Source organism: Kitasatospora sp. NPDC001683, assembly GCF_053596495.1.
Genome location: NZ_JBSFGK010000003.1, coordinates 44,020 through 66,924, shown reverse-complemented (window position 1 = coordinate 66,924; position 22,905 = coordinate 44,020). Strand labels below are relative to the sequence as shown.

The 22,905-nt window shown below is 74.0% G+C and carries 17 protein-coding genes; 11 read left to right on the top strand and 6 right to left on the bottom strand.

Annotated elements, in window-relative coordinates; translation table 11 throughout:
- Positions 1-26 precede the first annotated feature (26 nt).
- Positions 27-2,240 carry a bifunctional glycosyltransferase/CDP-glycerol:glycerophosphate glycerophosphotransferase gene (locus tag ACWCYO_RS02225; protein WP_449783071.1) on the bottom strand — a complete coding sequence of 738 codons (2,214 nt, stop codon included), beginning with the start codon at positions 2,238-2,240 and terminating at the stop codon, positions 27-29.
- Between the two features lie 737 nt (positions 2,241-2,977).
- Here ACWCYO_RS02225 and ACWCYO_RS02220 point away from each other — a divergent pair.
- The gene (locus tag ACWCYO_RS02220) at positions 2,978-3,247 is read left to right on the top strand and encodes a hypothetical protein (RefSeq protein WP_270142237.1); all 270 of its coding nucleotides are present in this window, start codon (positions 2,978-2,980) and stop codon (positions 3,245-3,247) included.
- A 206-nt stretch (positions 3,248-3,453) separates the two neighbouring features.
- The gene (locus ACWCYO_RS02215; RefSeq protein WP_270142236.1) at positions 3,454-3,909 is read left to right on the top strand and encodes a YjbQ family protein; all 456 of its coding nucleotides are present in this window, start codon (positions 3,454-3,456) and stop codon (positions 3,907-3,909) included.
- Here ACWCYO_RS02215 and ACWCYO_RS02210 read toward each other — a convergent pair.
- Positions 3,906-4,472: a DUF1990 family protein gene (locus ACWCYO_RS02210; RefSeq protein WP_270142234.1), complete on the bottom strand. Its 567-nt coding sequence runs from the start codon at positions 4,470-4,472 to the stop codon at positions 3,906-3,908. The two genes, ACWCYO_RS02215 and ACWCYO_RS02210, sit on opposite strands and share 4 nt — an antisense overlap.
- 142 nt (positions 4,473-4,614) lie before the next feature.
- Between ACWCYO_RS02210 and ACWCYO_RS02205 the strand changes: the two genes are divergently transcribed.
- Positions 4,615-4,848 carry a hypothetical protein gene (locus ACWCYO_RS02205; protein ID WP_270142232.1) on the top strand — a complete coding sequence of 78 codons (234 nt, stop codon included), beginning with the start codon at positions 4,615-4,617 and terminating at the stop codon, positions 4,846-4,848.
- A 66-nt stretch (positions 4,849-4,914) separates the two neighbouring features.
- On the opposite strand, the gene ACWCYO_RS02200 is transcribed toward ACWCYO_RS02205, so the two are convergent.
- Positions 4,915-7,953: an AAA family ATPase gene (locus ACWCYO_RS02200; protein WP_449783070.1), complete on the bottom strand. Its 3,039-nt coding sequence runs from the start codon at positions 7,951-7,953 to the stop codon at positions 4,915-4,917.
- Positions 7,950-9,119, bottom strand: a complete 1,170-nt coding sequence (locus tag ACWCYO_RS02195) for an exonuclease SbcCD subunit D (protein WP_270142228.1) — start codon at positions 9,117-9,119, stop codon at positions 7,950-7,952. Before ACWCYO_RS02195 ends, ACWCYO_RS02200 begins: the two co-directional genes overlap by 4 nt.
- A 394-nt stretch (positions 9,120-9,513) precedes the next feature.
- Between ACWCYO_RS02195 and ACWCYO_RS02190 the strand changes: the two genes are divergently transcribed.
- From ACWCYO_RS02190 to ACWCYO_RS02175, 4 genes are all read left to right on the top strand, one after another.
- Complete coding sequence (locus tag ACWCYO_RS02190) at positions 9,514-10,665, top strand: hypothetical protein (protein WP_449783069.1); 1,152 nt, start codon at positions 9,514-9,516, stop codon at positions 10,663-10,665.
- 190 nt (positions 10,666-10,855) lie between these two features.
- Complete coding sequence (locus ACWCYO_RS02185; protein ID WP_449783068.1) at positions 10,856-11,494, top strand: hypothetical protein; 639 nt, start codon at positions 10,856-10,858, stop codon at positions 11,492-11,494.
- Positions 11,495-11,818: 324 nt separating this feature from the next.
- The gene (locus tag ACWCYO_RS02180) at positions 11,819-12,616 is read left to right on the top strand and encodes an SGNH/GDSL hydrolase family protein (protein ID WP_449783067.1); all 798 of its coding nucleotides are present in this window, start codon (positions 11,819-11,821) and stop codon (positions 12,614-12,616) included.
- 371 nt (positions 12,617-12,987) lie between these two features.
- Positions 12,988-13,785, top strand: coding sequence for an SGNH/GDSL hydrolase family protein (locus ACWCYO_RS02175; protein ID WP_449783066.1), 798 nt, complete (start codon positions 12,988-12,990; stop codon positions 13,783-13,785).
- Positions 13,786-13,877: 92 nt separating this feature from the next.
- Here ACWCYO_RS02175 and ACWCYO_RS02170 read toward each other — a convergent pair whose 3' ends face one another.
- A complete protein-coding gene (locus ACWCYO_RS02170) occupies positions 13,878-14,765 on the bottom strand; it encodes a nitroreductase/quinone reductase family protein (RefSeq protein ID WP_449783065.1) in 888 nt (295 codons plus the stop codon).
- Positions 14,766-15,303: 538 nt separating this feature from the next.
- Positions 15,304-17,130: an AMP-dependent synthetase/ligase gene (locus ACWCYO_RS02165; RefSeq protein ID WP_449783064.1), complete on the bottom strand. Its 1,827-nt coding sequence runs from the start codon at positions 17,128-17,130 to the stop codon at positions 15,304-15,306.
- Between the two features lie 552 nt (positions 17,131-17,682).
- Here ACWCYO_RS02165 and ACWCYO_RS02160 point away from each other — a divergent pair.
- Genes ACWCYO_RS02160 through ACWCYO_RS02145 form a run of 4 tightly spaced genes read left to right on the top strand, consistent with a single transcriptional unit; the run spans position 17,683 to position 22,448 of the window.
- Positions 17,683-20,844, top strand: a complete 3,162-nt coding sequence (locus ACWCYO_RS02160; protein ID WP_449783063.1) for a nitrate- and nitrite sensing domain-containing protein — start codon at positions 17,683-17,685, stop codon at positions 20,842-20,844.
- Positions 20,841-21,260: a roadblock/LC7 domain-containing protein gene (locus ACWCYO_RS02155; RefSeq protein WP_270142213.1), complete on the top strand. Its 420-nt coding sequence runs from the start codon at positions 20,841-20,843 to the stop codon at positions 21,258-21,260. Before ACWCYO_RS02160 ends, ACWCYO_RS02155 begins: the two co-directional genes overlap by 4 nt.
- Before the next feature lie 8 nt (positions 21,261-21,268).
- Positions 21,269-21,844, top strand: a complete 576-nt coding sequence (locus tag ACWCYO_RS02150) for a DUF742 domain-containing protein (RefSeq protein ID WP_449783062.1) — start codon at positions 21,269-21,271, stop codon at positions 21,842-21,844.
- Complete coding sequence (locus tag ACWCYO_RS02145; RefSeq protein WP_270142211.1) at positions 21,825-22,448, top strand: GTP-binding protein; 624 nt, start codon at positions 21,825-21,827, stop codon at positions 22,446-22,448. Before ACWCYO_RS02150 ends, ACWCYO_RS02145 begins: the two co-directional genes overlap by 20 nt.
- Positions 22,449-22,905: the final 457 nt, after the last annotated feature.

Here is a 22,905-nt window from a genome sequence, read left to right as displayed (position 1 = left end):
GCTCGTTGCAGGACCCTGCTCGTCAGTCAGCGTGCCGGACCCACCGGGAACACCCGGCGCACCACCCGTTCCGCCGCCCCGCCGTCGTCCCAGACGCAGAACTTCGCCCGGAACCGCTCCCGCGTCTCCGGCTCCGGATCGCCCGCGCGCAGCGCCCGAGCCAGCCCGGCCACGTCCACCGTGACGGCGCCCGGCGGCTCCGCGAACAGGTCGAAGTACACGCCGCGTTCGCGCTGGTACTCCTCCCAGTCCGGCGCGAAGACGACGATCGGCCGGTCCAGCACCGCGTAGTCGAACATCATCGACGAGTAGTCCGTCACCAGCGCGTCCGCGGCCAGGTAGAGGTCCTCCACCACCGGGTGCGCCGACACGTCCACGATCTCCGCCGCGTCCTCACCGGCCGTCAGGTCACCCGGGCCGCCGGTGTGGAAGTAGTGGGTGCGCACCAGCAGCGTGAACCGCGGTCCCAGCCGCCGGGCCAGCTCCGCCACGTCCAGCAGCGGCACGTAGCCGCCCTTGCCGCCGCGGTGCGTGGGCGCGTACAGCACGGCCGTGGTGCCGGGTCGCAGCCCGAACCGGGCACGCATCGCCCGGACCTCCTCCGGGGTGGTGTTGGCCAGCCGGTCGTTGCGCGGGTAGCCGGTGTCCAGCATCTCGTACCGGCCGGGGAAGGCCCGGGCGAAGTGCTCGCTGGTGTGCGGGTTGGAGGAGACCAGGAAGTCCCAGCGGTCGATGGCCTCCTGGAGGCGGTCGAAGTCCATCCCCTCGGCCGCCTCGGGGCGGCCCTGCAGGTCCATGCCCATCGCCTTGAGCGGGGTGCCGTGCTGGGTCTGGACGTGCACCGTGCCCTGGCGCTTCGCCATCGTGCGGGGGAAGTTGACGTTGTTGACGAAGTACTTCGCGGTCGCCATCGCCTTGAGGTAGGCGGGTGTGTTGACGATCACGTACGGGACGCCGGGCGGCATGCTGTCGGCCTGCCGGCGGTTCTCCACCACCCACACGCCCCGGATCTGCGGGGCGAGTTCCTTCGCCTTCTCGTAGATCGCCGCCGGACTGCACGCGTAACCCCGGTGCCAGTACGCGGCGTAGACCGCCAGGTGCTCGTCCAGCGGGAGCCGGCGGAAGGCGTTGTACGCGGTGAACCGGGCGCCGCTGCGCACGCCCTTCTTCACCGCGGGCGCCACCGCCCGTGCCCCGCGCTTGAGTTCGCGCGGCAGCCGGCCGGTGCGGCGCAGCTCGGCGTAGGCTATCCGGGCGCCGCGGGCGGCCAGCCGGTACTGCACGCCGCGCACCCCGCCGGGGAAGCGGTAGTTCGCCGGGCGGTGGCGCTCGAAGTGCAGGGCGACCCGGTGGAAGTAGTCCTTGCGCCGGGAGACGGGGACCAGTCCGGGGGTGTCGTAGACGTTCAGCGCCTGGCGGACGGTCCGGTCGAAGACCAGGGTGCGCAGTGACTCCGGGACGGGCCGTCCGGGGCCGTCCGGGCGGTCGCAGCGGTCGATGAAGGCGAAGATGGCGTCGTACTGGGCGAACACGTCGGCGTGCTTGGGGGAGGCCGTGGCGGTGATCGCGCCGTCCCGGCCGCGCCGGTAGAAGTAGCAGGGGCGGTCGAGGTAGCGCAGCCGCTCGGCGGCCAGCAGCGCCGGGTAGGTGACCGAGATGTCCTCGTAGTAGCCGCGGCCGAAGGCGACCTCGAGGCCCTCCAGGAAGGCGCGGCGGAACACCTTGTTCCACACCGACATCACGGTCTGGAACAGCGCCGGGTACTCGGCCAGGGTGCAGCCCTCGACCAGCGGGGAGCCGACCAGCACGTGCCGCCAGGGATTGGGCTCGCTCCCGCCGTCCGGGTAGACGTGGGTGAAGTCGGTGAGCAGCACGTCGGCGGGCACCTCGCGGCGGCGCTCCTGCGCCAGCTCGTCCAGGATCACGCCGACCGTCCGCTCGGGCAGCCAGTCGTCGCTGTCCACGAACCAGACGTACTCGCCGCGCACCTGCGGCAGGGCGGCGGCCCGGGCGCCGCCGAGGCCCTGGTTCTCGGTGAGGTGCGTCACGCGCAGCCGGGAGTCGCGGGCGGCGTAGGCGTCCAGGATCGCGCCGGAGCCGTCGGGGGAGAGGTCGTCGACTGCGATCACCTCGAAGCGGGTCTCCGCGGCGGGGGTCTCGCCGAGGATCGAGTCGAGGCAGCGCGGCAGGTACCGCTCCACGCCGTGGACCGGGAGCACGATGCTGAGGAGGAGGGACACGCTGGCCGAGTCTACCGATCCACACGGCGCGACCTGCGGGGACGTCCGCCTGCGGGCGACGGGCGGGAGGGGCGCTGGGGGAGGGGGAGGGGACGGGCGACGCGATCGGCCCGGAACCGCCGGTGCCGGGCCCCGAGCGGGGCGGCACCGGCAGTCTGGTGGCGGCCCGGCCGACCCTCTACGGCCGGCCGCCGGTCCGGGCACCGTGCGGGCCTGGCCACCGCAGCGTCGAGGTGGCCGGGCAGTGGCCCGCAGGAGCCGGAGTTCGATCGAGTCATTTCATCACTCGAACGCGCGCCTGGGTGCGGTGCGGGCACCGGCGCGTGCATCAGATATTGCTTGGAGGATCGACGCGAGTCAATCCCTCGAATGTGTTCACTTCATGAATCGGGTTCCGCCGTCGATCACCCCGCCAATGATCGTTTTGTCGACCTTGTGGTTGTCCCCTATATGGGAGCCATTCATCGACACGGCGACGACACCGTCCGGACGCCCCGTGCGCCCGGCGCGCACGGCGCGAACGGGCGCCGGGTCCGTGCCTCCTGGCCCTGATGACGGACGGCTGGTCGTGCACCATCATTGATGCCTAGTCGTGACCGCCCGGGCGGCCCCTGGTGAATCGTCAGTTGACGTCGCGCGGTACGGTGGCACAACACCAAGGACGGTTGCGCGAAGGCCGTCCCTCACGGATAGTCTTCGCCTCACGGCCCTGGCGCCTCGTAGGGGTGGGAAAACTGATGGAACACATGCAAGTGCGGACTCGGCCCCGTGTGCCGGCGATCCAGTGCGGTGTCGGCGCGACCGGCCGCCGGATCGACCGACACCTGGCCGTGCTCGGCGCGCCCGCGCTCCCGGCGGTGGACACCGCCGAGGCGCTCGGGCTGATAAGGGAGTTGACGCCGCGCGGCGCCGACGCCCCGGCGGCGGCCCGCCGTCGCCACACCCGCGTCTCGCTGCTGGCGCCGCTGCGTCGGCTGCGGCGGAGCCTCTTCGGCGGGCGCGGCTAGGGCCTGCCCTGGCGGCCTTCCCCGGTCGCGGCCGACCCGGCCCGGCTCGACCCGTCGGACCATCCGGTCCGTCGGGTCGTCCGCGTGTCCGGAGGCCGGACCATCACTTCGGTCCGAACCTCCCACCCTATGCGAGCCCGACGCCCCGGCGCGGGCAGTCGGCGAGGCAGTGCGCGCAACCCGCTGACCTGGGTCAGGATGGCGCCATGGCGGACAACAACCACTCCACGTCGGCCGGGTCGACCGGCTCCTTCCAGAGCACCACCCTGGAGATCACCACCGGCAACCGCGAGGTCGCGCTCGACATCACCGACCGCTGCGCCGCGTTCCTCAACGAGCGGGCCGCCGGACGGGACGGACTGCTCAACGTCTTCGTCCCGCACGCCACCGCCGGGATCGCCGTCCTGGAAACCGGCTCGGGCAGCGACGACGACTTCCTCGCCACGCTGCGCGAGCTGCTCCCGGCCGACGACCGCTGGCGCCACCGGCACGGCAGCCCCGGCCACGGCCGGGACCACGTGGTGCCCGGCCTGGTCGCCCCGCACGCCACCCTGCCGGTGCTCGGCGGTCAACTGGCGCTCGGCGTCTGGCAGTCGGTGGTGCTGATCGACACCAACGGGGACAACCCGCGCCGCACCGTCCGGCTGTCCTTCCTCGGTTAGCTTCCCGGGGTCGGGTGGGCGACGTGTCCGGCCACGGCGGCGAGGTAGCGCTCGATCGCCAGGTGCTGGCAGAGCAGCGCGACCGGCCGGCCCAGCCGGGCGTACCAGGCGGACAGCCGGGAGAACGCGGCGACCTCGAACCACACCTCGCCGTCGGCGTCCATCGACACCAGGAACGACTCCTCGCCGCACTCCGGATGCCCGGGCAGCGTCCCGTACGCGAACCCGATCCGGTCCGGCGCCGCCACCGTCCACACCACCCGGCAGGGGATCACCAGCCGCGGCCACCGGCTGCCCGGCAGGCTCAGCCGCAGCAGCACGGTGGCCCCCTCCCGGGCGGGCCCGCCCGGGTACACCGCGAACCCGGTACCCAGCTGACTGCCCCACCCGAGCACGTACCGCCCGGCCCGCTCCAGCACCTCCGGCCCCCGTCCGAGGTGCACCCGCCGCCGCAGGTGCGCGTACCCGTCCGGCAGCCGGCCGCGCCGGGTGGCCCCGACCTCCGGGTACGTGGGCTCGGCGGCCCGGGCGGCTCGCAGCCGCTGTGGAAGATCGCCATCCATGGCGGCCACGGTAGCCGGGAGGCGGGGGAGCGCCTCCGGCGGGGGCGCGGGTGGCGACGGGCCGGCTTGCCGGCGCCGTGGCGCGAGCGGCCGGGGCGGGGGTGCCTTGCGGTGGGGCGGGGGCGGGGAGTAGGAAGGCGGCATGAGCGATACCGCGACGAACGACGCCGTTGTGAGCGAGGACGCTGCGGTCTGCGAGTCGGCGCCCGGCGGCTCGGCCGAGGCGGCGCTGCGCGAGGACCCGGCGGCGACCGGGCCGCGCGCCGACTGCGTGCTGTGCGGCGAGCCGACCGTGCTGCCCGCCGATCAGCCGGGCAGCACACTGTGCCCGACCTGCGCCTGGCAGCAGGCCCAGCGGATCGCCTGTTCGGGCTGAGAGGGCTGGGACGTCTGAAAGGCTGAGAGGGCTGAGCCGTCTGAACGGTCTGGGCGGCGGCCGCCGTTACGCGTCCTCCCGTCCGGCCAGGGCGAGGGTGGAGCCGTGGCGGCCCTTGCGGACCAGCAGCTGGGCGGGGATGCGGCTGCGCAGATCGGCGACGTGGCTGACGATGCCGACCGCGCGGTCCCGCTCGCGCAGGCCGTCGAGGACGTCCATCACCTCTTCCAGGGACTGCTCGTCCAGGGTGCCGAAGCCCTCGTCGATGAACAGGGTGTCCAACGGCATCCCGCCCGCCTCGTCGGTGACCACGTCGGCCAGGCCGAGGGCGAGGGAGAGCGAGGCGAAGAAGCTCTCGCCGCCGGAGAGGGTCGCGGTGTCCCGCTCAGTGCCCGTCCAGGCGTCGACCACCCGCAGGGCCAGGCCGGAGCGCTTGTTGCCGGTGCCCCGGTCGTCGCTGTGCACCAGGGTGTAGCGGCCGCCGGACATCCGGACCAGCCGGTCGCTGGCCGCCGCCGCGACCTGCTCCAGCCGGGCCGCCAGGACGTACGACTCCAGGCGCATCCGCAGCCGGTTCTCGGTGGAGGTGCCGGCGGCCAGCGCGGCGAGCCGGTTGATCCGCCCGTACCGCTCCAGCGCCGGGCCCAGCTCGGCGGCGAGGTCGCCCAGCTGCCACCCGATCGCGGCGAGTGCCGCGCAGCGCTCCTGGGCTGCGGACCGGGCCGCGTGCGCCCGGCCGAGCCGGTCGGTGGCGGCGTCGAGCGCGACCGCGGCGGCGGGCAGGTCGACCGGCGGACGGGACGCCGCCTCGGCCAGTTCGGGCAGCGCCAGCTCGTGCCGGACGGCGGCCGACTCGGCGCGGTGCCGCTCCAGCCGGGCCTCCAGCCGTTCCCGCTCCGCGCGCGGCAGCAGCACGGCGAGCGCCGCCCCGGCGTCCGGGAAGCCCGCCGCGGCGGCGGCCTTGCCGAGTTCCTCCTCGGCCCCGTCCAGCCGGGCCCGCGCCTCCGACGCCGTCCGGGCGGCCGCGGCGGCCGCGGCGACCGCCTCGGCGAGCCCGGTCAGCGACGCGGCCCGGTCGGCCACCGAGGCGGCCTCGCCCCGGGCGGCCGCGACCCTGGCGGTCAGCTCCCGCTGCTCGTCGTCCAGCTTCGCCAGCCGGTCGGTGAGCACGGCGGCGCGCTCCTTGGCCTCGTGCAGCTCGTCCAGCCGGCGGGCGCGGTCCTGCGACAGCCGGGCGATCTCCTGCCCGACCCGGCCGAGCGCCTCCGCCTCGTGGCGCGCGGTGCGGTGCTCGCGCTCCAGCTCGGCGAGCGATCGCGCGAGCACCTCCGTACTCTCCGGCCCGGCGGCTCCGGCGGCGGTCGCCTCGCGCACCCGCAGCGCGGTCAGCGCCTGGTCGGCCTCGCCCCAGACCCGCTCGGCGGCGGCCTGGGCCCGGCCGGCCCGCTCCTCGTCCTCGGCGCTCACCCGGGCGCCCTCGGCGGCCTCGGCGGGTGCCGGGTGCTCGGGCGAGCCGCAGACCCGGCAGGCCTCCCCGGAGCGCAGCTGCTCGGCCAGCTCGGCGGCCATGCCCGCGAGACGGCGGTCTCGCAGGTCCAGGCTGAACTCGCGGGCATCCAACGCGGCCGTGCGCAGCTCGGCGACCTTCGGCTCGGCGGCCGCGATCTCGGCGAGCAGGCCGTCCCGCTCCCGGGCCGCAGCCAGGCGAGCGGTCAACTCGATGCGCTGCCCGTCCAGTTGCTCGACCCGGGTGCTCGCCGCCTGGGCCCGCTCCTGCTGTTCCTCCAACCGGCCGAGCTCGCCGTCGAATTCGGCCAGCCAGTCCTCGGCCTCCTCGGCCAGTTCCTCGGCGCCGCGCCGGTCCTGCGTCAAGGCGTGCTGCTCGCGGGCGAGTTCGGTGCAGCGCCGCTCCTCCGCCCGGGCCGCCTCCAGCCGGACCACCTCGGCGCGCAGCCGCAGCTCGGCCTCGGCCAGCTCGGCGGCGTCGGCCCCGGCGGGCAGCTGCCCGCCGCCCTCCGCCCGGGCGAGCGCCTCCCGGAGCCGCTGCTCCGTCTCGCGGGCCCGCCCGAACGCGTCGGCCGCGCCCTCCCGCAGCCGCAGCGCGGACTCCACGCCGACCGCCTCCTGGGCGGCCGCCAGCCGCTGGCGGTCCCGCGCCGCGGCCGGCTCGAACCCGGCCAGCCGCTCGGCCTCGGCCAGCGCCTCCCGGTGCCGGCGCTGCCGACCGGCCAGCTCCTCGGCGGCCTCGCGCTCGTGCTGGGCCGCCCGCTGCGCCGCCTCGGCGCCCGCGAGCGCGGTCTCGGCGACGGCGAGCTGCTCGGCCGCGCCGCTGCGCAGGATCGCCGCCCAGCCGAGCACTCCGGCCGTCAGGTCCGCGTCACCGTCCTCGGCCGGCACCCACGCGCCGACGGGCTCGGCGGCGGGCCCGGCCGCCTGCTCGGCCTTGCTGGCGAGGTCGCGCAGCCGGCGCCGGCCGGCCTGGACGGCGCTCTCCTGGGCACGGCGCTGCTCGGCGAGCCAGGACTCGACCAGTCCGTAGCGCTCGGTGTCGAAGAGGCGGCGCAGCAGCTTGCCGCGCTCCTCCGAGTCGCCCTTGAGGAACTTGGCGAAGTCGCCCTGGGGCAGCAGCACCACCTGGCAGAACTGCTCCCGGCTCATGCCGATCAGCCGGTGGATCTCCTCGCCGGCCTCCTGGTGCGACTTGCTGACCGGCCGCCAGCCGGGCGTGCCGTCGCCCGCGTCGGCGGCCCACTCGCGCAGCAGGGTCTGCGGGCGCTCGACGGTGGTGCCGGTGCCGACCTTCTTCGGCCGGCGCTGCTCGGGCAGCCGGGTGATCTGCAGCCGCCGCCCGCCCAACGTCAGCTCCAGCTCCACCTGGGTCAGCCGCTTGGGATCGGCGTGGTCGCTGCGCAGCCGGTTGGCCCGGCGGGCGTTGGGCGTCTCGCCGTACAGGGCGAAGCAGACCGCGTCCAGCACGCTGCTCTTGCCCGCGCCGGTCGCGCCGCGCAGCAGGAACAGTCCGCCGGCGGCGAGCGCGTCGAAGTCCACCGTCTCGCTGCCCGCGAACGGGCCGAAGGCGGTGACGGTGAGTTTGTGCAGCCTCATCGGGGCAGGTCCGCCTTCCGGTCGGCGCCCTCGCGGACGCGCTCGAAGCCCTCGCGCAGCCAGTCGAGCTCGTCCGGCTCCGGCCCGGCACCGGGGCGGACGTGCCGGAGGAAGCCCTCGGCGATCTCCAGGTCGTCCCGGCCGCTGACCCGGGCCGCGTACGACCGGGACGGCTCGGCCCCGCCGTCCTCGGGGTCGAACAGCAGCTGGAGGGTGTGCGGGAAGCGACGGCGCAGCTTCTCCATCGGCTCGCTCGGGCGGGCCGCGTCGGTGAGCGTGGCCTGCACCCAGGACTGCTCGTGCTCGGCGTACTCCTCCTTGGTGAGCAGCGACTCCAGCGTGTCGCGCAGGGTGGCGAGCGGGCGCGGCTGCGGGCAGTCGACCCGCTCGGCCGTCACCGAGCCGTCGGCCGCGAGGTCGACCAGCCACATGGTCTTGCGCTGGCGCACCTCGGAGAAGGAGTAGGCGAGCGGGGAGCCGCTGTAGCGCAGGTGCGGGGCGAGGGTCTGGCAGCCGTGCAGGTGGCCCAGGGCCGCGTAGTGCACCCCGTCGAACACCGAGGCGGGCACGGCGGCGACCCCGCCGACCGCGATGTCCCGCTCGCTGTCGCTCGGGGCGCCGCCGGTGACGAAGGCGTGCGCCAGCACCACCGCCCTGGTCCCCTCGGGGCGCGTCGCCAGATCGGCCCGGACCTGGTCCATCGCCGCGCCGAGCACCGCCGCGTGCCCGCCCTTGGCCAGCCCGAACCGCTCGCGCACCAGCGTCGGCTCCAGGTACGGCAACCCGTACACCGCCACCGGGCCGTGCTCGTCCGCCAGCAGCACGGGCTCGGCGCACTCGCCCGGGTCCGTCCGCAGGTGGATCCCGGCCCGGCCGATCAGGCCGGCGCCGACCCCGAGGCGGCGGGCCGAGTCGTGGTTGCCGCTGATGAAGACCGTCGGCACGCCGAGGTCGGCCAGCCGGTGCAGCACGTCGTCGAAGAGCGCGACCGCGTCCAGGCCCGGCAGCGCCCGGTCGTACACGTCCCCGGCGACCAGCACGGCGTCCACGCCCTCGGACCGGACCACCGCCACCAGGTGGTCCAGGAAGGCGCGCTGGGCGTCGTGCAGGCTCTCCCGGTGGAACGAACGCCCGAGATGCCAGTCGGAGGTATGCAGCAGTCGCATGGTCCCCGACCCTAACGCCCGACACTGACAATCCCGCCGGGCTCAGGGGTCACGGGGGTTCTGGGGCGGGTCGGGATCTGCTGACGGGCCGTCGGGTCGGAAGGGGTGCATCGTGTTCCGCCGGCGGTTGGGGCGGGTGCGACTGGGGCAGATAGGGGGGCCAATTTTGGACCCCCAAGGGGATCCGGCCGCCGATGTTCGATTACTTGGGGTGGATTGTCAGTGGCTCTGTGTATGTTCCGTGGCGTCGACGGCTCCGGATGTCGGGGCGGTCGGTGTTGGTTCGTGCTGGTCTGTGCCGGCCTTAGCTGGTCTGTGCCGGTCTTTGCGGGCCGATGCAGGTCGGTGTGAGCCGGTGCGGGTCGGTGCAGGTCGAGTGAACGGGAGGAAACCCATGGCTGTGCAGGAGTCGGTGTACGAGGTGCGGGGCGTCGTGGTGGTGCGGCTTCGGTCGCTGCGGGAGCCGCAGGTGTTCCGGGGGCGGAGGGCGCTTCGGGAGCCGCGGGCGTTGCTGTTCGGCGGGCCCGGGGCCGGGGGCGGCCGGTTGCCGGTCGGCGGGCCCGGTGGAGCGCCGCCGCCCGGCGGGCGGGCTGCCGGGGCGGTCGGGGCGGTCGGGTCCGGGGGAGCCGGTGCGGGTGGGCGGCGCGGTGGTCGGGCCCGGGGCGCGCCGCCGCAGCCGGTGGCGCTGGCGCTGGCCGTCGAAGCGGCGGACTTCGCCGGGCTGGCGAAGTACGGGCTGTTCGGAGCGCTCGGGCACCAGGAGTACCTGCTGCGGGCGGAGGAGCAGCTGACGGGTCTGCACGAGCAGGGGCTGGAGGTGCACCTGCGCGTGCTGGAGGCCGGTGACTTCCAGGACTACTGCTCGGCGCTCGGGCTCGATCCCCGGGCACCGGCCGCCCGGGTCGCGTACGCGGGGGATCCGGAGCTGGCCGGGGAGCCCTTCGTCTACGCGGGCGAGCCGCTGGCGGACCTCCTCCCGGTGCTGCTGGACGATCACCGGGCGCGGGTGCGGATGTCCGTAGCCTGCGTGGCGCTGCTGGGCGCGGTGGGCGACGACCCGGCGGGGCAGCGGCGGATGGCGGCGGTGATGAGTTACGTGACCTCGGTCTACCTGGCGCTGGCCGAGGGAGCGGGGGACGGCTGCCACCTGCTGACGCTGCGCTGCCACGGCCCGGAGGACGGCGAGGAGCTCACCTCCGCGGTGGACGTCTGCCTGGAGGCGGGGCGCCTGCACCCCGCCGGGCGGGACGCGGAGGCGTTCTGCGTCACGCTCGCGGCCGGGGTGGCCTCCGGCGGTGAGGGGGCGTTGCTGTTGCACGGCGATCCGTCCACGTCCTCGCCGGGTGGGGCGAGCCCCGGGCCGAGGGTGCGGGGCTGGGCGCTGGCCGGTGGGCGGCTGCGGCCGATGACCGCCCACGAGGTGTTCGACGAGCTGGCCGACGACGCGGCGCGCGGGCTGCCCTTCCCGCCCGGCGTGGTCCCGCAGCCGGGGTTCCCGCTGCCGGGCTTCCCGGAGGCCGGGGGCGGGGGTGGGCCGCTGGGGTGATCGGCGCGTTCGCGGCCTCCGCGTCCACCATGCGGCGCTGGGGACTGTTCATCGACCGCCTGTTCGGGGAAGATCGGAGAAGATCAACAGCAGGAGCGCGCGGTACCCCACGCCGCCGCTCCGGCCGCTCCGCTCCGAACCGTGCTCCGCAGGTCCGGCGAGCCCGACAGCGAGAGGGGGGACGCGCGGCATGGCCCGGATCGAGTTCACGGCGGAGATCGCCGAGCTGCTCGGGAAGGTGCGCCGGCGTCCCACGGCGGGCTGGCCCTGGCGGCCGGGCGAGCAGGTGCCGGACGGGTTGCCGGTGAAGCAGTCCTGGGGCTGGCTGTTCGCCCCGGACGGGCGGGTTCTGACCCTGGTGAACCCCAGGGACGGCATCTGCTCGCTGCCCGGCGGCTCGCTGGAGCCCGAGGACGGCGGGGATCCCGCGGCCGCCCTGGCCCGGGAGGCGGGGGAGGAGGCCCAGGCCGTGATCGGCCGGCCGTACTACCTCGGCTACCTCTACGACCGGGTCGGCTCGGCGAACGGCGGGCACGAGTGCGCGCGGGTCCGGATGGCGGCGGCGCTGCGGGCGGTCGGACCGAGCGCGGCCGACCCGGCCTCGGGCCGGCACTACCGGCGGCTGCTGGTCGCGCCTGGCCTCGCGGTCGAACTGCTGGGCTGGGGTGCGCCCGGGCTGCGCCAGGCCCGGGCGGCGGTCGCCACCGCCGTGCGCTGGCTCGGCGTGCCCGCCGCCGCGAACGAGACGATCGAGGAGCTGCCGGTCGAGGGCTGCACGGTCTTCCCCGGCCCTGTGTACCCGGGCGGTGGACGCGTCCCGGGGCGCTGAGTCGCGCCCTCGGAACGTCGCTCCGGCCCGTTCTGCGTCGCTCCGCCGTACCGGTACTGTCCCGCGCCGCCGAGCTGACGCGCCGGCGGCCGCACGCTGACCACCGGCTGACCACGAGCTGACTTCTCGGAAGTTTTTTGTCTACACGCGATGACCGACACGCGTCGACATACACCCGTACCCACCTGCGTGAACTCACGCTCCGTCCGGGCAAGTTCACTTCTCAGCTATCAGACTGACCGTCAATATCCTTGGCATGAGCGCTTCCGCGTTCAGCTACCGCCTGGTATCCCTTCTGTGACCCGCGTCATACCAGGAGGTGCAATGCTCCGCCCTGCTCGTGCCCTGTCCGTCGCCGCGATGGCGGCCGGTCTCACCATGACGACGCTCTTCACGGCTTCGGCCGCCAATGCGGCGGGCGTCAACTACGTCGCCCTCGGGGACTCCTACTCGGCCGGCGTCGGTGCCGGCGGCTACCTGGGCGACAGCGGTAGCTGCAAGCGGAGCACCAACGCCTACGCGTATCTGTGGAAGAACGCGCACAAGCCGTCCTCCTTCGCCTTCGTGGCCTGTTCCGGCGCGAGAACCGGGGACGTCCTCAACAGCCAGATATCCGCGCTGAACAGTTCCACCACGTTGGTCAGCCTGTCGGTCGGCGGCAACGACGCGGGCTTCGCGGACACCATGAAGACCTGCGTGCTGGGCTCCGACAGCGACTGCCTCAACGCCGTCAACACGGCCAAGAGCTACGCGGTCAACACCCTGCCCGGCCGGCTGGACCGGGTGTACTCGGCGATCAAGTCCAAGGCGCCGAAGGCCCATGTCGTGGTGATGGGCTACCCGCACCTCTACAAGGTCGGCGGTGACTGCCTCTTCGGCATTGGCGACACCAAGCGCGCCGCCATCAACGGCGCCGCCGACACGCTGGACGGTGTGATCGCCAAGCGGGTCGCCAACGCGGGCCTCACCTTCGGTGACGTGCGCGGCATATTCGCCGACCACGAGATCTGCGGCTCGCTGAGCACCTGGCTGCACAGCACCACCCTGCCGATCGACGAGAGCTACCACCCGAACTCGGCCGGCCAGGCCAGCGGCTACCTCCCGGTCTTCAGTCGCTCCTGAGTGCCCCGGGCGTGACGCCTGCCCGGTCGCTCGCGCGACGGCGCCGTCCGGCCGTGCGGTGACCGGCCGTGCGGTGACCAGCCGTGCGGTGACCAGCCCGTGCACTGACCTGGTGCGCATCAGCCGTCGCGCGCCCGCGTTCGGTCGCACCGGCGGTGCCGACAGCGCTGACGGCGCCGTCGACGTGCATCGACGTGCATCGACGTGATCGACGTGCGCCCGCGCGCCGACCGGCGTGAACTCGCGGCATTCCCGGCGCAGTTCACCTCTCCACCGACAGACGGACCGTCAATGTCCTTGGCGTGAACGCTTCCGCGTTCGATTACCGCTTGGTATTCCTTTCTGTGACCCACGTCATACCTGGAGGTGCGATGTTCCGCCCCGCTCGTGCTCTCTCCGTCGCCGCGATAGCGGCCGTCCTCACCATGACGACGCTCTTCACGGCGTCGTCCGCCAGCGCGGCCGGCGTCAACTACGTGGCGCTCGGGGACTCCTACTCGGCCGGCGTGGGCGCCGGCAACTACCTGAGCGACAGCGGCAGCTGCAAGCGCAGCACCAACGCCTACGCCTACCTGTGGTCGAACGCGAACTCCCCGTCCTCCTTCTCCTTCGTCGCCTGTTCGGGCGCCAGAACAGGCGACGTCCTCAACAGCCAGATCTCCGCGCTGAGCTCCGGCACCAGCCTGGTCAGCCTCACCGTCGGCGGCAACGACGCCGGGTTCTCCAGCACCATGCAGACCTGCGTGCTCGGTTCCGACAGCGACTGCCTCAACGCCGTCAACACGGCCGAGAACTACGCGATCAACACCCTGCCGGGTCAGCTGGACCAGGTGTACTCGGCGATCAAGGCCAAGTCGCCGAACGCCCACGTGGTGGTGATGGGCTACCCGCACCTGTACCAGATCGGCGGCTACTGCCTCTTCGGCATCGGCGACACCAAGCGCGCCGCCATCAACGAGGCCGCCGACACGCTGGACGGCGTCATCGCCAAGGAGGTGGCCAACGCCGGTTTCACCTTCGCTGACGTGCGCGACATCTTCGCCGGGCACGAGATCTGCGGCGGGCTCGACACCTGGCTGCACAGCACGACCCTGCCGCTCGACGAGAGCTACCACCCGAACTCGGCCGGCCAGGCCAACGGCTACCTCCCGGTCTTCAGCCAGTCCTGAGCCCCGGTTCCACCGTCACGTCGGACTCCTGACGTGACGCCCCGGTGCCGCCGGCCCCTCCCGCGCTGGGAGGGGCCGGCGGCGGCGCCGTCTCAGCGCCCGTTCGGAGTGGGCCGCACCGGGGGGAACGGGATCGCGGCGAGCGCCGGCAGCAGCTCCGCCTCCTCGTGGTCCAGATGCGCCTCCAACTCGGCCGACATCCGGTCGAGTTCCGTCCGGAGCCGCTCCGGCTCGGCGATCTCGATCCCGGCCAGCAGTGCCACCAGCTCCTCCTTGATCCGCCCGATCGCCCGGTGCTGCTCGCCGAGCCGCTCCAGCACCCCGGCGAGCTCGGGGTGGTCACGGGCGAGGGCCGGGAAGATCGCGGAGTCCTCGCCGGTGTGATGGTGCGTCAACCCATCGCAGAACGCCAGGCAGTGCTGGCGCAGTTGCAGTCCGAGCCCGGCCGGGCGGCCGGGGGCGTGGGACCGCGCCTCCGACCGGACGTGGCGCAGCTGGGCCCGCAGCCAGGTGTGCGCCTCCAGCAGCTTGTCGGCCAGGCTGCGCACCTCGCGCGGCCGGCCCGCTGGTGCCTCGGGCCGTTCCAGCACGACCACCGGCAACTCCCGTGAGGTGTGCGCCTGGTAGTCGCCGTACCCGGGCGCGGCGCGGACGACGGCGTCGAACAGCCGCTTCCGATGGGCGCCTTCGGCGGGCACGGCGATCGCGTCGAAGGTCTCGGTGCCGAGCTCGACCCGAACCACCGGGTGGGCCAGCAGGTTGCGGTACCACTGCGGGTGTTCCGGCGCCCCGGCCGCCGAGGCGACGACCAGGAGCAGCCCCTCGGACCGGACGCACCCCAGCGGCACGGTGTGCGGTCGACCGGAGCGCGCCCCGGTGGTGGTCAGCAACAGCAGGTCGCCGCCCTCGAACGGGCCGCCGACCCGGCCGCCGTTCGCGCGGAACTCCTCGATGACGTTCAGATTGAAGGACATGGACATACGTGTGTGGTGAAGTCTCCTGAGAATTCGGGGGATTCACGGCCACACGCGGGCGCGCGCGACAACGGGCGGACACCGCGGTGGCCGCCTACGTCAGATCAGGGAAGCGGAGAAAGTGCTCATCGCGCATCGTCCCTTTACGCGTCAGGTGCTGGCTCGGCTGTCGGCCGGCCCACTACTCTGTGGCCGACGCCGCGCTGCACGCCCCCATTAGAGCCACGTCGCGGACGCCATGTCAACGAGCAAGATCAGCGGAGAAGGGGCGGACATGGACATCGACACGTGAGGACTCCAGCAGGTGGGGGCACGCCCGTGGGGAGGGCGCGAACGGTGATCTGGATCGTGGAACCAGGGCGCTCCCGGAGGGGCGGGAACGGGCGGTGCCGGTGCGCCGCACGCGGACCGAAGAGCAACAATGGACTGGACCAATCGGCCCGTCAAGGGAACGGCAGGTGAGCCGAACACCGAACGATCAGGCCACGAACGGGACAAGACGTAGCCTCAAAGCACATCGCGGACAAGCGCGTTCAGTGACCATTCAGGACCGATACAACTCCTCGATGTCCGCCGCGTACCGCTCCGCGATCGCCTGCCGACGCAGCTTGAGCGAGGGCGTCAGCAGTCCTTGTTCCAGGCTGAACTCCCTTGGCAGCAGCCGGAACGCGCGGATCGATTCGGCCCGCGACACCGCCGTGTTCGCCGCCCCGACCGCGCGCTGGATCTCGACGTGCAACTGCTCGTCCGAGAGCGCCGCCCAGGCGTCCAGCTGCTCCCGCCCGTGGGTCTTCAGCCAGTGCGCCAGCGCGGCCGGGTCGAGCGTGATCAGCGCCGCCACGTACGGTCGGTCGTCGCCCACCACCAGGCACTGGGAGACCAGCGGATGCGCCTCGACCCGTTCCTCCAGTGCGGCCGGGGCGAGGTTCTTGCCGCTGCTGGTGACGATCATGTCCTTCTTGCGGCCGGTGATGGTGAGGTAGCCGTCCTCGTCCAGCCGGCCGAGGTCGCCCGTCGCGAACCAGCCCTCGACCAGTGATTCCGCCGTGCACCGCGGGTGGTTGAGGTAACCGCCGAAGACCGAGCCGCCGCGCACCCAGACCTCGCCGTCGTCGGCGATCGCCACCGAAGCGCCCGGCACCGGCTGCCCGACGGTCCCGAGTTTCTGCCGCCCGGCGGGGTTGGCCGTGATCGCGGCGGTGGTCTCGGTGAGGCCGTAGCCCTCGTACAGCTGGAGCCCGGCGCCGGTGAAGAACAGGCCCAGCTCCCGCCGCAGCGCGGAGCCCCCGCACATCACCGTGCGCACCCGGCCGCCGAGCACGGCGCGCAGCTTGGGGTAGACGGTCCGCTCGTAGGCGAGGTGGCGCAGCCGTAGCGCCGCACCCGGGCCGGGGCCGAGCCCCAAGGCCTTCTGCTCCCGGGCGGTGGCCCAGTCGACGGCCACCTGCCGGGCCTGTTCGAAGAGTTCGCCGCGCCCGGCCTCCTCGGCGGCGCGCCTGGCCCGCTGGAAGATCTTCTCGAAGACGTACGGGACGGCGTGCAGGAAGCTCGGCCGGAAGCTCTCCAGGGCGGGCAGCAGCGCGTCGGTGGAGACCTCGGGGATGTGGCCGATCCGGAAGCCGCCGCGGATCGCCGCGATCTGCACCGCCCGTCCGTAGACGTGCGCCAGCGGCAGGAACAGCAGGGTGGCGGGCTGGCCGCCGCCGGTGTCACGGAGCACCTCGCCCCAGCCCGCGAGCAGCGAGTCGGCCTCGGCGGCCAGGTTGGCGTGGGTGATCAGGCAGCCCTTGGGGCGTCCGGTGGTGCCAGAGGTGTAGACCACGGCGGCGATGTTGGCGGCCGCGACGGCGAGCCGCTGGCGGTGCACCAGCGCGTCGGGGACGTCCCGGCCGTCCTCGGTGATCGCGGCGACGCAGTCGCGGTCCAGCTGCCAGATCCCGGTCAGGTCGGGCAGGGCGTCGCAGACCGCGCCGACGGTCATCGCGGCGTCCTCGTCCTCGACCAGGCAGGCCACCGCCTGGGTCTCGGCGAGGATCCAGCGCACCTGCTCGGGCGCGGCGGTGGGGTAGACCGGGACGGTGATCGCGCCGACCGACCAGAGCGCGTAGTCGAACAGCGTCCATTCGTAGCGGGTGCGGGACATCAGCGCGACCCGGTCGCCGTAGCGCACGCCGTGGGTCAGCAGGCCCTTGGCGAGCGCGAGCACCTCGTCCCGGAACTCCCGCGCGGTGACGTCCTGCCAGCGCCCGTCGGCGGTCCGCCGGGACAGCTGGACCAGGTCGGGGGTGCGTTCGGCGGTGTCGTACAGGGAGTCGGCGAGTCCTCCGGTGGCCTCGGGCCCGGCCGGGGCGGGGGTGGTGAACTCGCGCACGGTCCTCCCCAGTTCGCGACTCGCGGCGCTGTCTGCCGGTCCCGGCGCGCGGGCGCCGAAGTGGCGGCCCCCGTGCGTGCGGGCAGAGCGAAACTATCGGATCGGCCTGTCACTGCCCAGGGTTGTGACGGTGACGCGACGAGATCGGCACCGGTCCGTCGGGGCGGTGCCGCAGGTGCGGAGGAGGCGGGGAGGGGGTCGTGGGGCGTTGCGTGCTGCTGGTCGACGGTGTGGCGGTGCCGCGCCCGTGGTGCGCCGGTGCCGCGTCGGCGGTGCGTCGGCGGTACGGGCGGGATGGCGATCGGCTTCTGACGTGTCCGGGGCAAGGTGGAGGAGTGGAATGGTTCGACCCTCGAACGTGTGGTCAGGGCGTAGTAGAGTCTCGCAGACCTGTGGCGGGGAGCCTTCCGCAGCTTCCTCCGCAGGCCTCCCCAAGTCCCGCCGAACCCGTCGTCCCCAGCACCCCGCCCCGGAACCCCAGAACCCCGGGAACCCCGGAATCCCTCCGAACCGCTCCCCGTCCGCGCCTGGCACTTCCCGACCGAGGACTCCATGCGTCTGCGCAGCAGCTCGATCCGCGCGAAGATCATCGCGCTGCTCCTGGTGCCCATCGTCGCGCTCATCGCCCTGTGGGTGTACGCGACGCTCGCCGCCACCGGGGACGCCTGGAACCAGCTGGCGATCAGCCGTACGTACAAGGACTACGGGACGGCGGTGGACCAGTACGCGGGCGACCTGCAGAACGAGCGCCGCGCCGCGGTACAGCACCTGGCCGACCCGAACTCGCCGGTCGGCCGGGACGCCTTCGAGCACGCCAGCACCGCCACCGACCGCAGCCTCGCGGTGCTGCGGCAGAAGAAGGACGCGGCCGGCGACCGGCTCTCCGCCGCCCAGCGCGCCCGCCTGGTGCAGATCATCGCCGCCGCCGACCAGCTCGGCCCGCTCCGGGCCCAGGTCGGCCGTCTGGCGCTCAACTGGGAGTTCGCGCTCGGGCAGTACAGCGACCTGGTCCGACCGGTGTTCGGCTTCCGGTCCGCCTACGTCGCCCGGCAGAGCGGCCAACTCCCGCGCCAGGGGACCATCCTGATCGAGCTGGTGCGCGCCCGCGAGTACCTCTCGCAGGAGGACGCGGCGATGGAGGGCCTGCGCACCGGCGGGACCAAGCCCACCTCCGAGCAGTACCAGGCCGCGCTGGACGCCCTGCACAACCAGCAGGCGCTGTTCACCGTCTACATCGCCGAGCTCGAACCCGCCGACCAGGCCGACTACATCGCCCTGCGCGGCGGCGAGGCCTGGGGCGCGCTGGCCCGCGCCGAGGCGGACTTCGTCGGCGCCGGCGGCCCCGAGCGGGTGGTCCAGGCGCTCAACGTCGACAACTGGCGGGAGACCGCCGACCATTCGCTCGGCGACCTCTCCGCCATCGACTCCCGGATCGCCGCCGGGCTGGACGACCGCGGCCGCTCCGCCGCGATCGCGGCACTGTGGCGCGGCGGCATCGCCGGAGCCATCGGCCTGGTCGCCGTCACCCTGTCGGTGGTGATCTCGTTGCGGATCGGCCGCGGCCTGGCCCGCGAGCTGATCAACCTGCGCAACGCCGCCAACGAACTCGCCACCACCCGGCTGCCCGCCGTCATGCTGCGGCTGCGCCGCGGCGAAGCGGTGGACGTGGCCGTCGAGGCACCCGAACTGCACTTCGGCCAGGCCGAGATCGGACAGGTCGGCCAGGCCATCAACGCCGTCCAGCGGGCCGCCGTCGAGGCCGCCGTCGAACAGGCCGAACTGCGTCGCGGCGTCGCGGCGGTGTTCGTCAACCTGGCCCGGCGCAGCCAGGTGCTGCTGCACCGCCAGCTCACCCTGCTCGACACCATGGAGCGCCGCACCGAGGACCCGGCGGAGCTGGAGGACCTCTTCAAGGTCGACCACCTCACCACCCGCATGCGCCGCCACGCCGAGGGCCTGATCATCCTGGCCGGGGGCTCGCCCGGACGCGCCTGGCGCAAACCGGTCCGGATGGTGGACGTGGTCCGTGCGGCGGTCGGCGAGGTCGAGGACTACGCCCGCGTGATCGTCCGGCCCTTCCCCGGCACCGGCCTGCTCGGCAGCGCCGTCGCCGACGTGACCCACCTGGTCGCCGAACTCGTGGAGAACGCAGCGGTGTTCTCCCCGCCGAACACCCAAGTCACCGTCCAGGGCGAGGTGGTGGCGCACGGCTTCGCGCTGGAGATCGACGACCGCGGGCTCGGACTGAGCGAGCAGCTGCTCGCCGAGATCAACGAACGCCTCGCGGTGGAGCAGGAGTTCGACCTCGCCGACACCGACCGGCTGGGACTGTTCGTGGTCAGCCGGCTCGCCCGGCGGCACGGCATCCGGGTCCACCTGCGGCCCTCCCCGTACGGCGGGACGACGGCCGTGGTGCTGATCCCGCGCGAGTTGCTGGCGGAGGCGCCGGACGGGCTGCCGGAGCCGCCCACCGCCGGGGCGGGTGCGCGCCGCCCGGCGGGACGGACGGGCGGGCGCCCGGCGGGGCGGCGCGACCTGGTCGCGGTGCCGGACCCGGCCTCGGGCGACGGCGCGGGCGGGTCCGCGAGGACGTCCACGGGCACTGCTTCGGCCTCGTCTATGGCCTCGTCTTCGGGCACTGCTTCGGGAACGACTGCGGCCTCGTCTTCGGGCACGGCTTCCGGCGCGGTGCCCGCGGCGGGTACGGGCGGGCGGCACCGGGTGACCGGCGGGCCGCGACCGTCCGTGCCCGAGGCGGGGCGTACGGCCAACGGGCTGCCGCGCCGGGCGGCGCGGACCAAGGGCGGGCCGGTACTGGTGCCCGCGCCGGGGCCGGACACCGAGGGCGGCGCGCCGGGAACGGGACGGCACCGGTGGGAGGCGGAGGCGGCCGCGGGGCTTCCGGTTCAGGTGGATGCCCCGCCGGTGGACGCCGTTCCGGTGGAGGCTACTGCCCTGGACGCCGTTCCGGTGGACGCGGTGCCGCGGACGCCGGGCGGCCTGCCCCGGCGGGTGCGGCAGGCGAACCTCGCGCCGCAGCTCAAGGAACTGGCGAAGGAGCGGCTCCGCGGGGAGACCGGGTCCGGGGACCGCGCCGGAGGGCCGGTCGCGGAGGCCGCCGAGGCGCGCGACGCCGGGGAGGCCCGGGAGGCCCGGGGGCGCTCGCCGGAGGAGGCCCGGGCCACCTTCGCCTCGTTCCAGCGCGGCTTCACCCGTGGACGCGGGGCCACCGGCCCGGCGGACCGTACCGCGCAGGACCGTGCCGCGCAGGACCGTGCCGCGCTGGACCGCGCCGCGCAGGACCGTGCCGCGCTGGACCGCGCCGCCCGCGACCGTGGCCCTCAGGACCGAGCCGCCCGTGGCCGAACCGCCCACGACACCCCGGCCGCAGCGGACCGCCCGACCGTACCGGCCTGGCAGCCTCCGGACCCGTCCCGCCGCGCGATCAGCCCGGCCCCGGCCCCGGCGGCGCTGCCCGCGCCCGCCCCCGAGGACGCCGGTCGGGCGTCGCTGGCCCGCCGGATCCCGTCGGGTCAGTCGGTACGGCGGAACCCTGCGGGCGCCTCGCCCGTACCTCAAGTGACACCCTCAGCATCCGTAGCACCGGCAGTATCCGCAGTACCCGCTCCACCTGCAGGGCCCGTAGTACCGGTAGAACCCGCAGTGCCCGCAGTGCCCGCACCACCCGCTCCAGCGGAAGGAACTGATTCATGACCACTTCGACGCAGCCGTCCGGGGACCTCAACTGGCTCCTGGACGACCTGGTGGGCCGCGTCGCGGCCCTGCGGCACGCGGTGATCCTCTCCAGCGACGGGCTGGCCACCGGTGCCTCGCGCGACCTCGACCGGGAGGACGCCGAGCACCTCGCCGCCGTCGCGGCCGGGTTCCACAGCCTGGCCAAGGGCGCCGGCGGGCACTTCAAGGTCGGTGGCGTCCGGCAGACCATGGTGGAGCTGGACGAGGCGTTCCTGTTCATCACGGCCGCCGGCGACGGCAGCTGCCTGGCGGTGCTGAGCGAGGCCGAGGCGGACATCGGCCAGATCGCCTACGAGATGGCCCTGCTGGTCAAGCGGGTCGGCGAGCACATGGCCGCCGAGCCGCGCACCGAAGCCGCCGCGCCGAGGGGCTGAGCGGTCCGATGGCGGATCCGAAGGCGGACGGGCCGGGCGGCCCGGCGACACCGGAGGGCTCGGCGGCACCGGAGGGTCCGGTGGCGCTCGACGACCCCCAGGTGTCGGCGGGCCCCGCCGGGACCGACGGCGCGGAGCAGGTACCGGGGCAGGAGGCCACGGACGGACCCGAGCTGGACCTGTTCCGGGCGCGCACCCCGGCCGACGACCGGTGGTTCGACGACGAGGCCGGCCCGGTGGTGCGGCTCTACTCGATGACCCGGGGCCGCACCCGGCCGGTCGAGGAGGGCCTGTTCGACCTGATCTCGCTGGTCACCGCCAAGGACCCCGGGCCGGACGCCGGGGCCGTGCCCGCGCAGGTCCTCGACCCGGAGCACCAGACCCTGCTGGCCTGGTGCCGCCACGAGCCGCTGTCCGTCGCCGAACTCGGTTCCTACACCGACCTGCCGGTCAGCGTCGTGCGCGTCCTGCTCGGTGACCTGTACGACGCCGACCTGATCAGCGTCACCCGACCCGTTCCGCTCGCCGAGCTGCCGGACGAGCGCCTGCTGCGAGACGTGATCAATGGACTCCGTGCGCTCTGACCACACCCTTCCCGGCGCCAACGACCCGCGCTGGCGCGGTGGTCCGGCCGTCGCGGTGAAGATCCTGGTGGCGGGCGGGTTCGGCGCGGGCAAGACCACCCTGGTCGGCGCGGTCAGCGAGATCCGGCCGTTGCGCACCGAGGAGGAGCTCAGCGAGCTGGGCCGGCCGGTGGACGACACCTCGGGCGTGGAGGCCAAGCGCACCACCACGGTCGCGATGGACTTCGGCCGGATCGACCTGCGGCCCGGCCTCGCGCTCTACCTGTTCGGGACGCCCGGGCAGGACCGGTTCTGGTTCGTCTGGGACGAGTTGGCGCGCGGCGCGCTCGGCGCCGTGGTGCTCGCCGACACCCGGCGACTGGCCGACTGCTTCCCCTCGGTGGACTTCTTCGAGCAGCGCGGCATCCCGTTCCTGGTCGCGGTCAACTGCTTCGACGGCACCGAGCGGTTCGCCGTGGAGGAGGTCCGGGACGCGCTGGACCTCGACCCGGGGATCCCGGTGCTGCTGTGCGACGCGCGACTGCGGGAGGACGGGAAGGAGCTGCTGGTGGCGCTGGTCGAGCACGCCGCCGCGCTCCGTCGGCGGGCCGTCGGACAGGTCTGAGGGGCCGTGGGATCGCCGCTGGTCAGGGGCGCTTCGTGCACCCGGCATCTCATTCGGTGTTCCACATGTCGGACGCTCGGTGTCCGGAAGGTTGCCTAGACCGGCTCGGGCGTGGAAGGCTCTGTGGACGAGAGCCGTCCCGGCCATGCCGTCGGGAGGGCCGTCAGAGCGAAGCAGAACCAAGGGGGGCAGCAGGGATGACCGTCGACCGACGACGCATCACCGCCGTGCCCGGCCCCGTCATGCCGGCGCTCACCGTCCGCCGCTACATCGACCACGCGCTGATCTGCAGCGCCTGTTGTCGCTGACCGGCTTCGCCCCGACCCGGTACGTCCCCGGCGCCTCCGGCCCACACCCGGCCGCCGCCCGACGCACCACCGACCCCCGTCGACCAGGCCGCAGCGGATCGCCCGTCAGGTGCCGCCCGTCAGGTGCACCCGTGACCGGCCCGACCGGC

Coding starts and splice junctions, on each gene's coding strand:
- ACWCYO_RS02220 (WP_270142237.1), top strand. CDS start 2,978: ATGGAACACATGCAAGTGCGGACTCGGCCCCGTGTGCCGGCGATCCAG.
- ACWCYO_RS02215 (WP_270142236.1), top strand. CDS start 3,454: ATGGCGGACAACAACCACTCCACGTCGGCCGGGTCGACCGGCTCCTTC.
- ACWCYO_RS02210 (WP_270142234.1), bottom strand. CDS start 4,472: ATGGATGGCGATCTTCCACAGCGGCTGCGAGCCGCCCGGGCCGCCGAG.
- ACWCYO_RS02205 (WP_270142232.1), top strand. CDS start 4,615: ATGAGCGATACCGCGACGAACGACGCCGTTGTGAGCGAGGACGCTGCG.
- ACWCYO_RS02200 (WP_449783070.1), bottom strand. CDS start 7,953: ATGAGGCTGCACAAACTCACCGTCACCGCCTTCGGCCCGTTCGCGGGC.
- ACWCYO_RS02195 (WP_270142228.1), bottom strand. CDS start 9,119: ATGCGACTGCTGCATACCTCCGACTGGCATCTCGGGCGTTCGTTCCAC.
- ACWCYO_RS02190 (WP_449783069.1), top strand. CDS start 9,514: ATGGCTGTGCAGGAGTCGGTGTACGAGGTGCGGGGCGTCGTGGTGGTG.
- ACWCYO_RS02185 (WP_449783068.1), top strand. CDS start 10,856: ATGGCCCGGATCGAGTTCACGGCGGAGATCGCCGAGCTGCTCGGGAAG.
- ACWCYO_RS02180 (WP_449783067.1), top strand. CDS start 11,819: ATGCTCCGCCCTGCTCGTGCCCTGTCCGTCGCCGCGATGGCGGCCGGT.
- ACWCYO_RS02175 (WP_449783066.1), top strand. CDS start 12,988: ATGTTCCGCCCCGCTCGTGCTCTCTCCGTCGCCGCGATAGCGGCCGTC.
- ACWCYO_RS02170 (WP_449783065.1), bottom strand. CDS start 14,765: ATGTCCATGTCCTTCAATCTGAACGTCATCGAGGAGTTCCGCGCGAAC.
- ACWCYO_RS02160 (WP_449783063.1), top strand. CDS start 17,683: ATGCGTCTGCGCAGCAGCTCGATCCGCGCGAAGATCATCGCGCTGCTC.
- ACWCYO_RS02155 (WP_270142213.1), top strand. CDS start 20,841: ATGACCACTTCGACGCAGCCGTCCGGGGACCTCAACTGGCTCCTGGAC.
- ACWCYO_RS02150 (WP_449783062.1), top strand. CDS start 21,269: ATGGCGGATCCGAAGGCGGACGGGCCGGGCGGCCCGGCGACACCGGAG.
- ACWCYO_RS02145 (WP_270142211.1), top strand. CDS start 21,825: ATGGACTCCGTGCGCTCTGACCACACCCTTCCCGGCGCCAACGACCCG.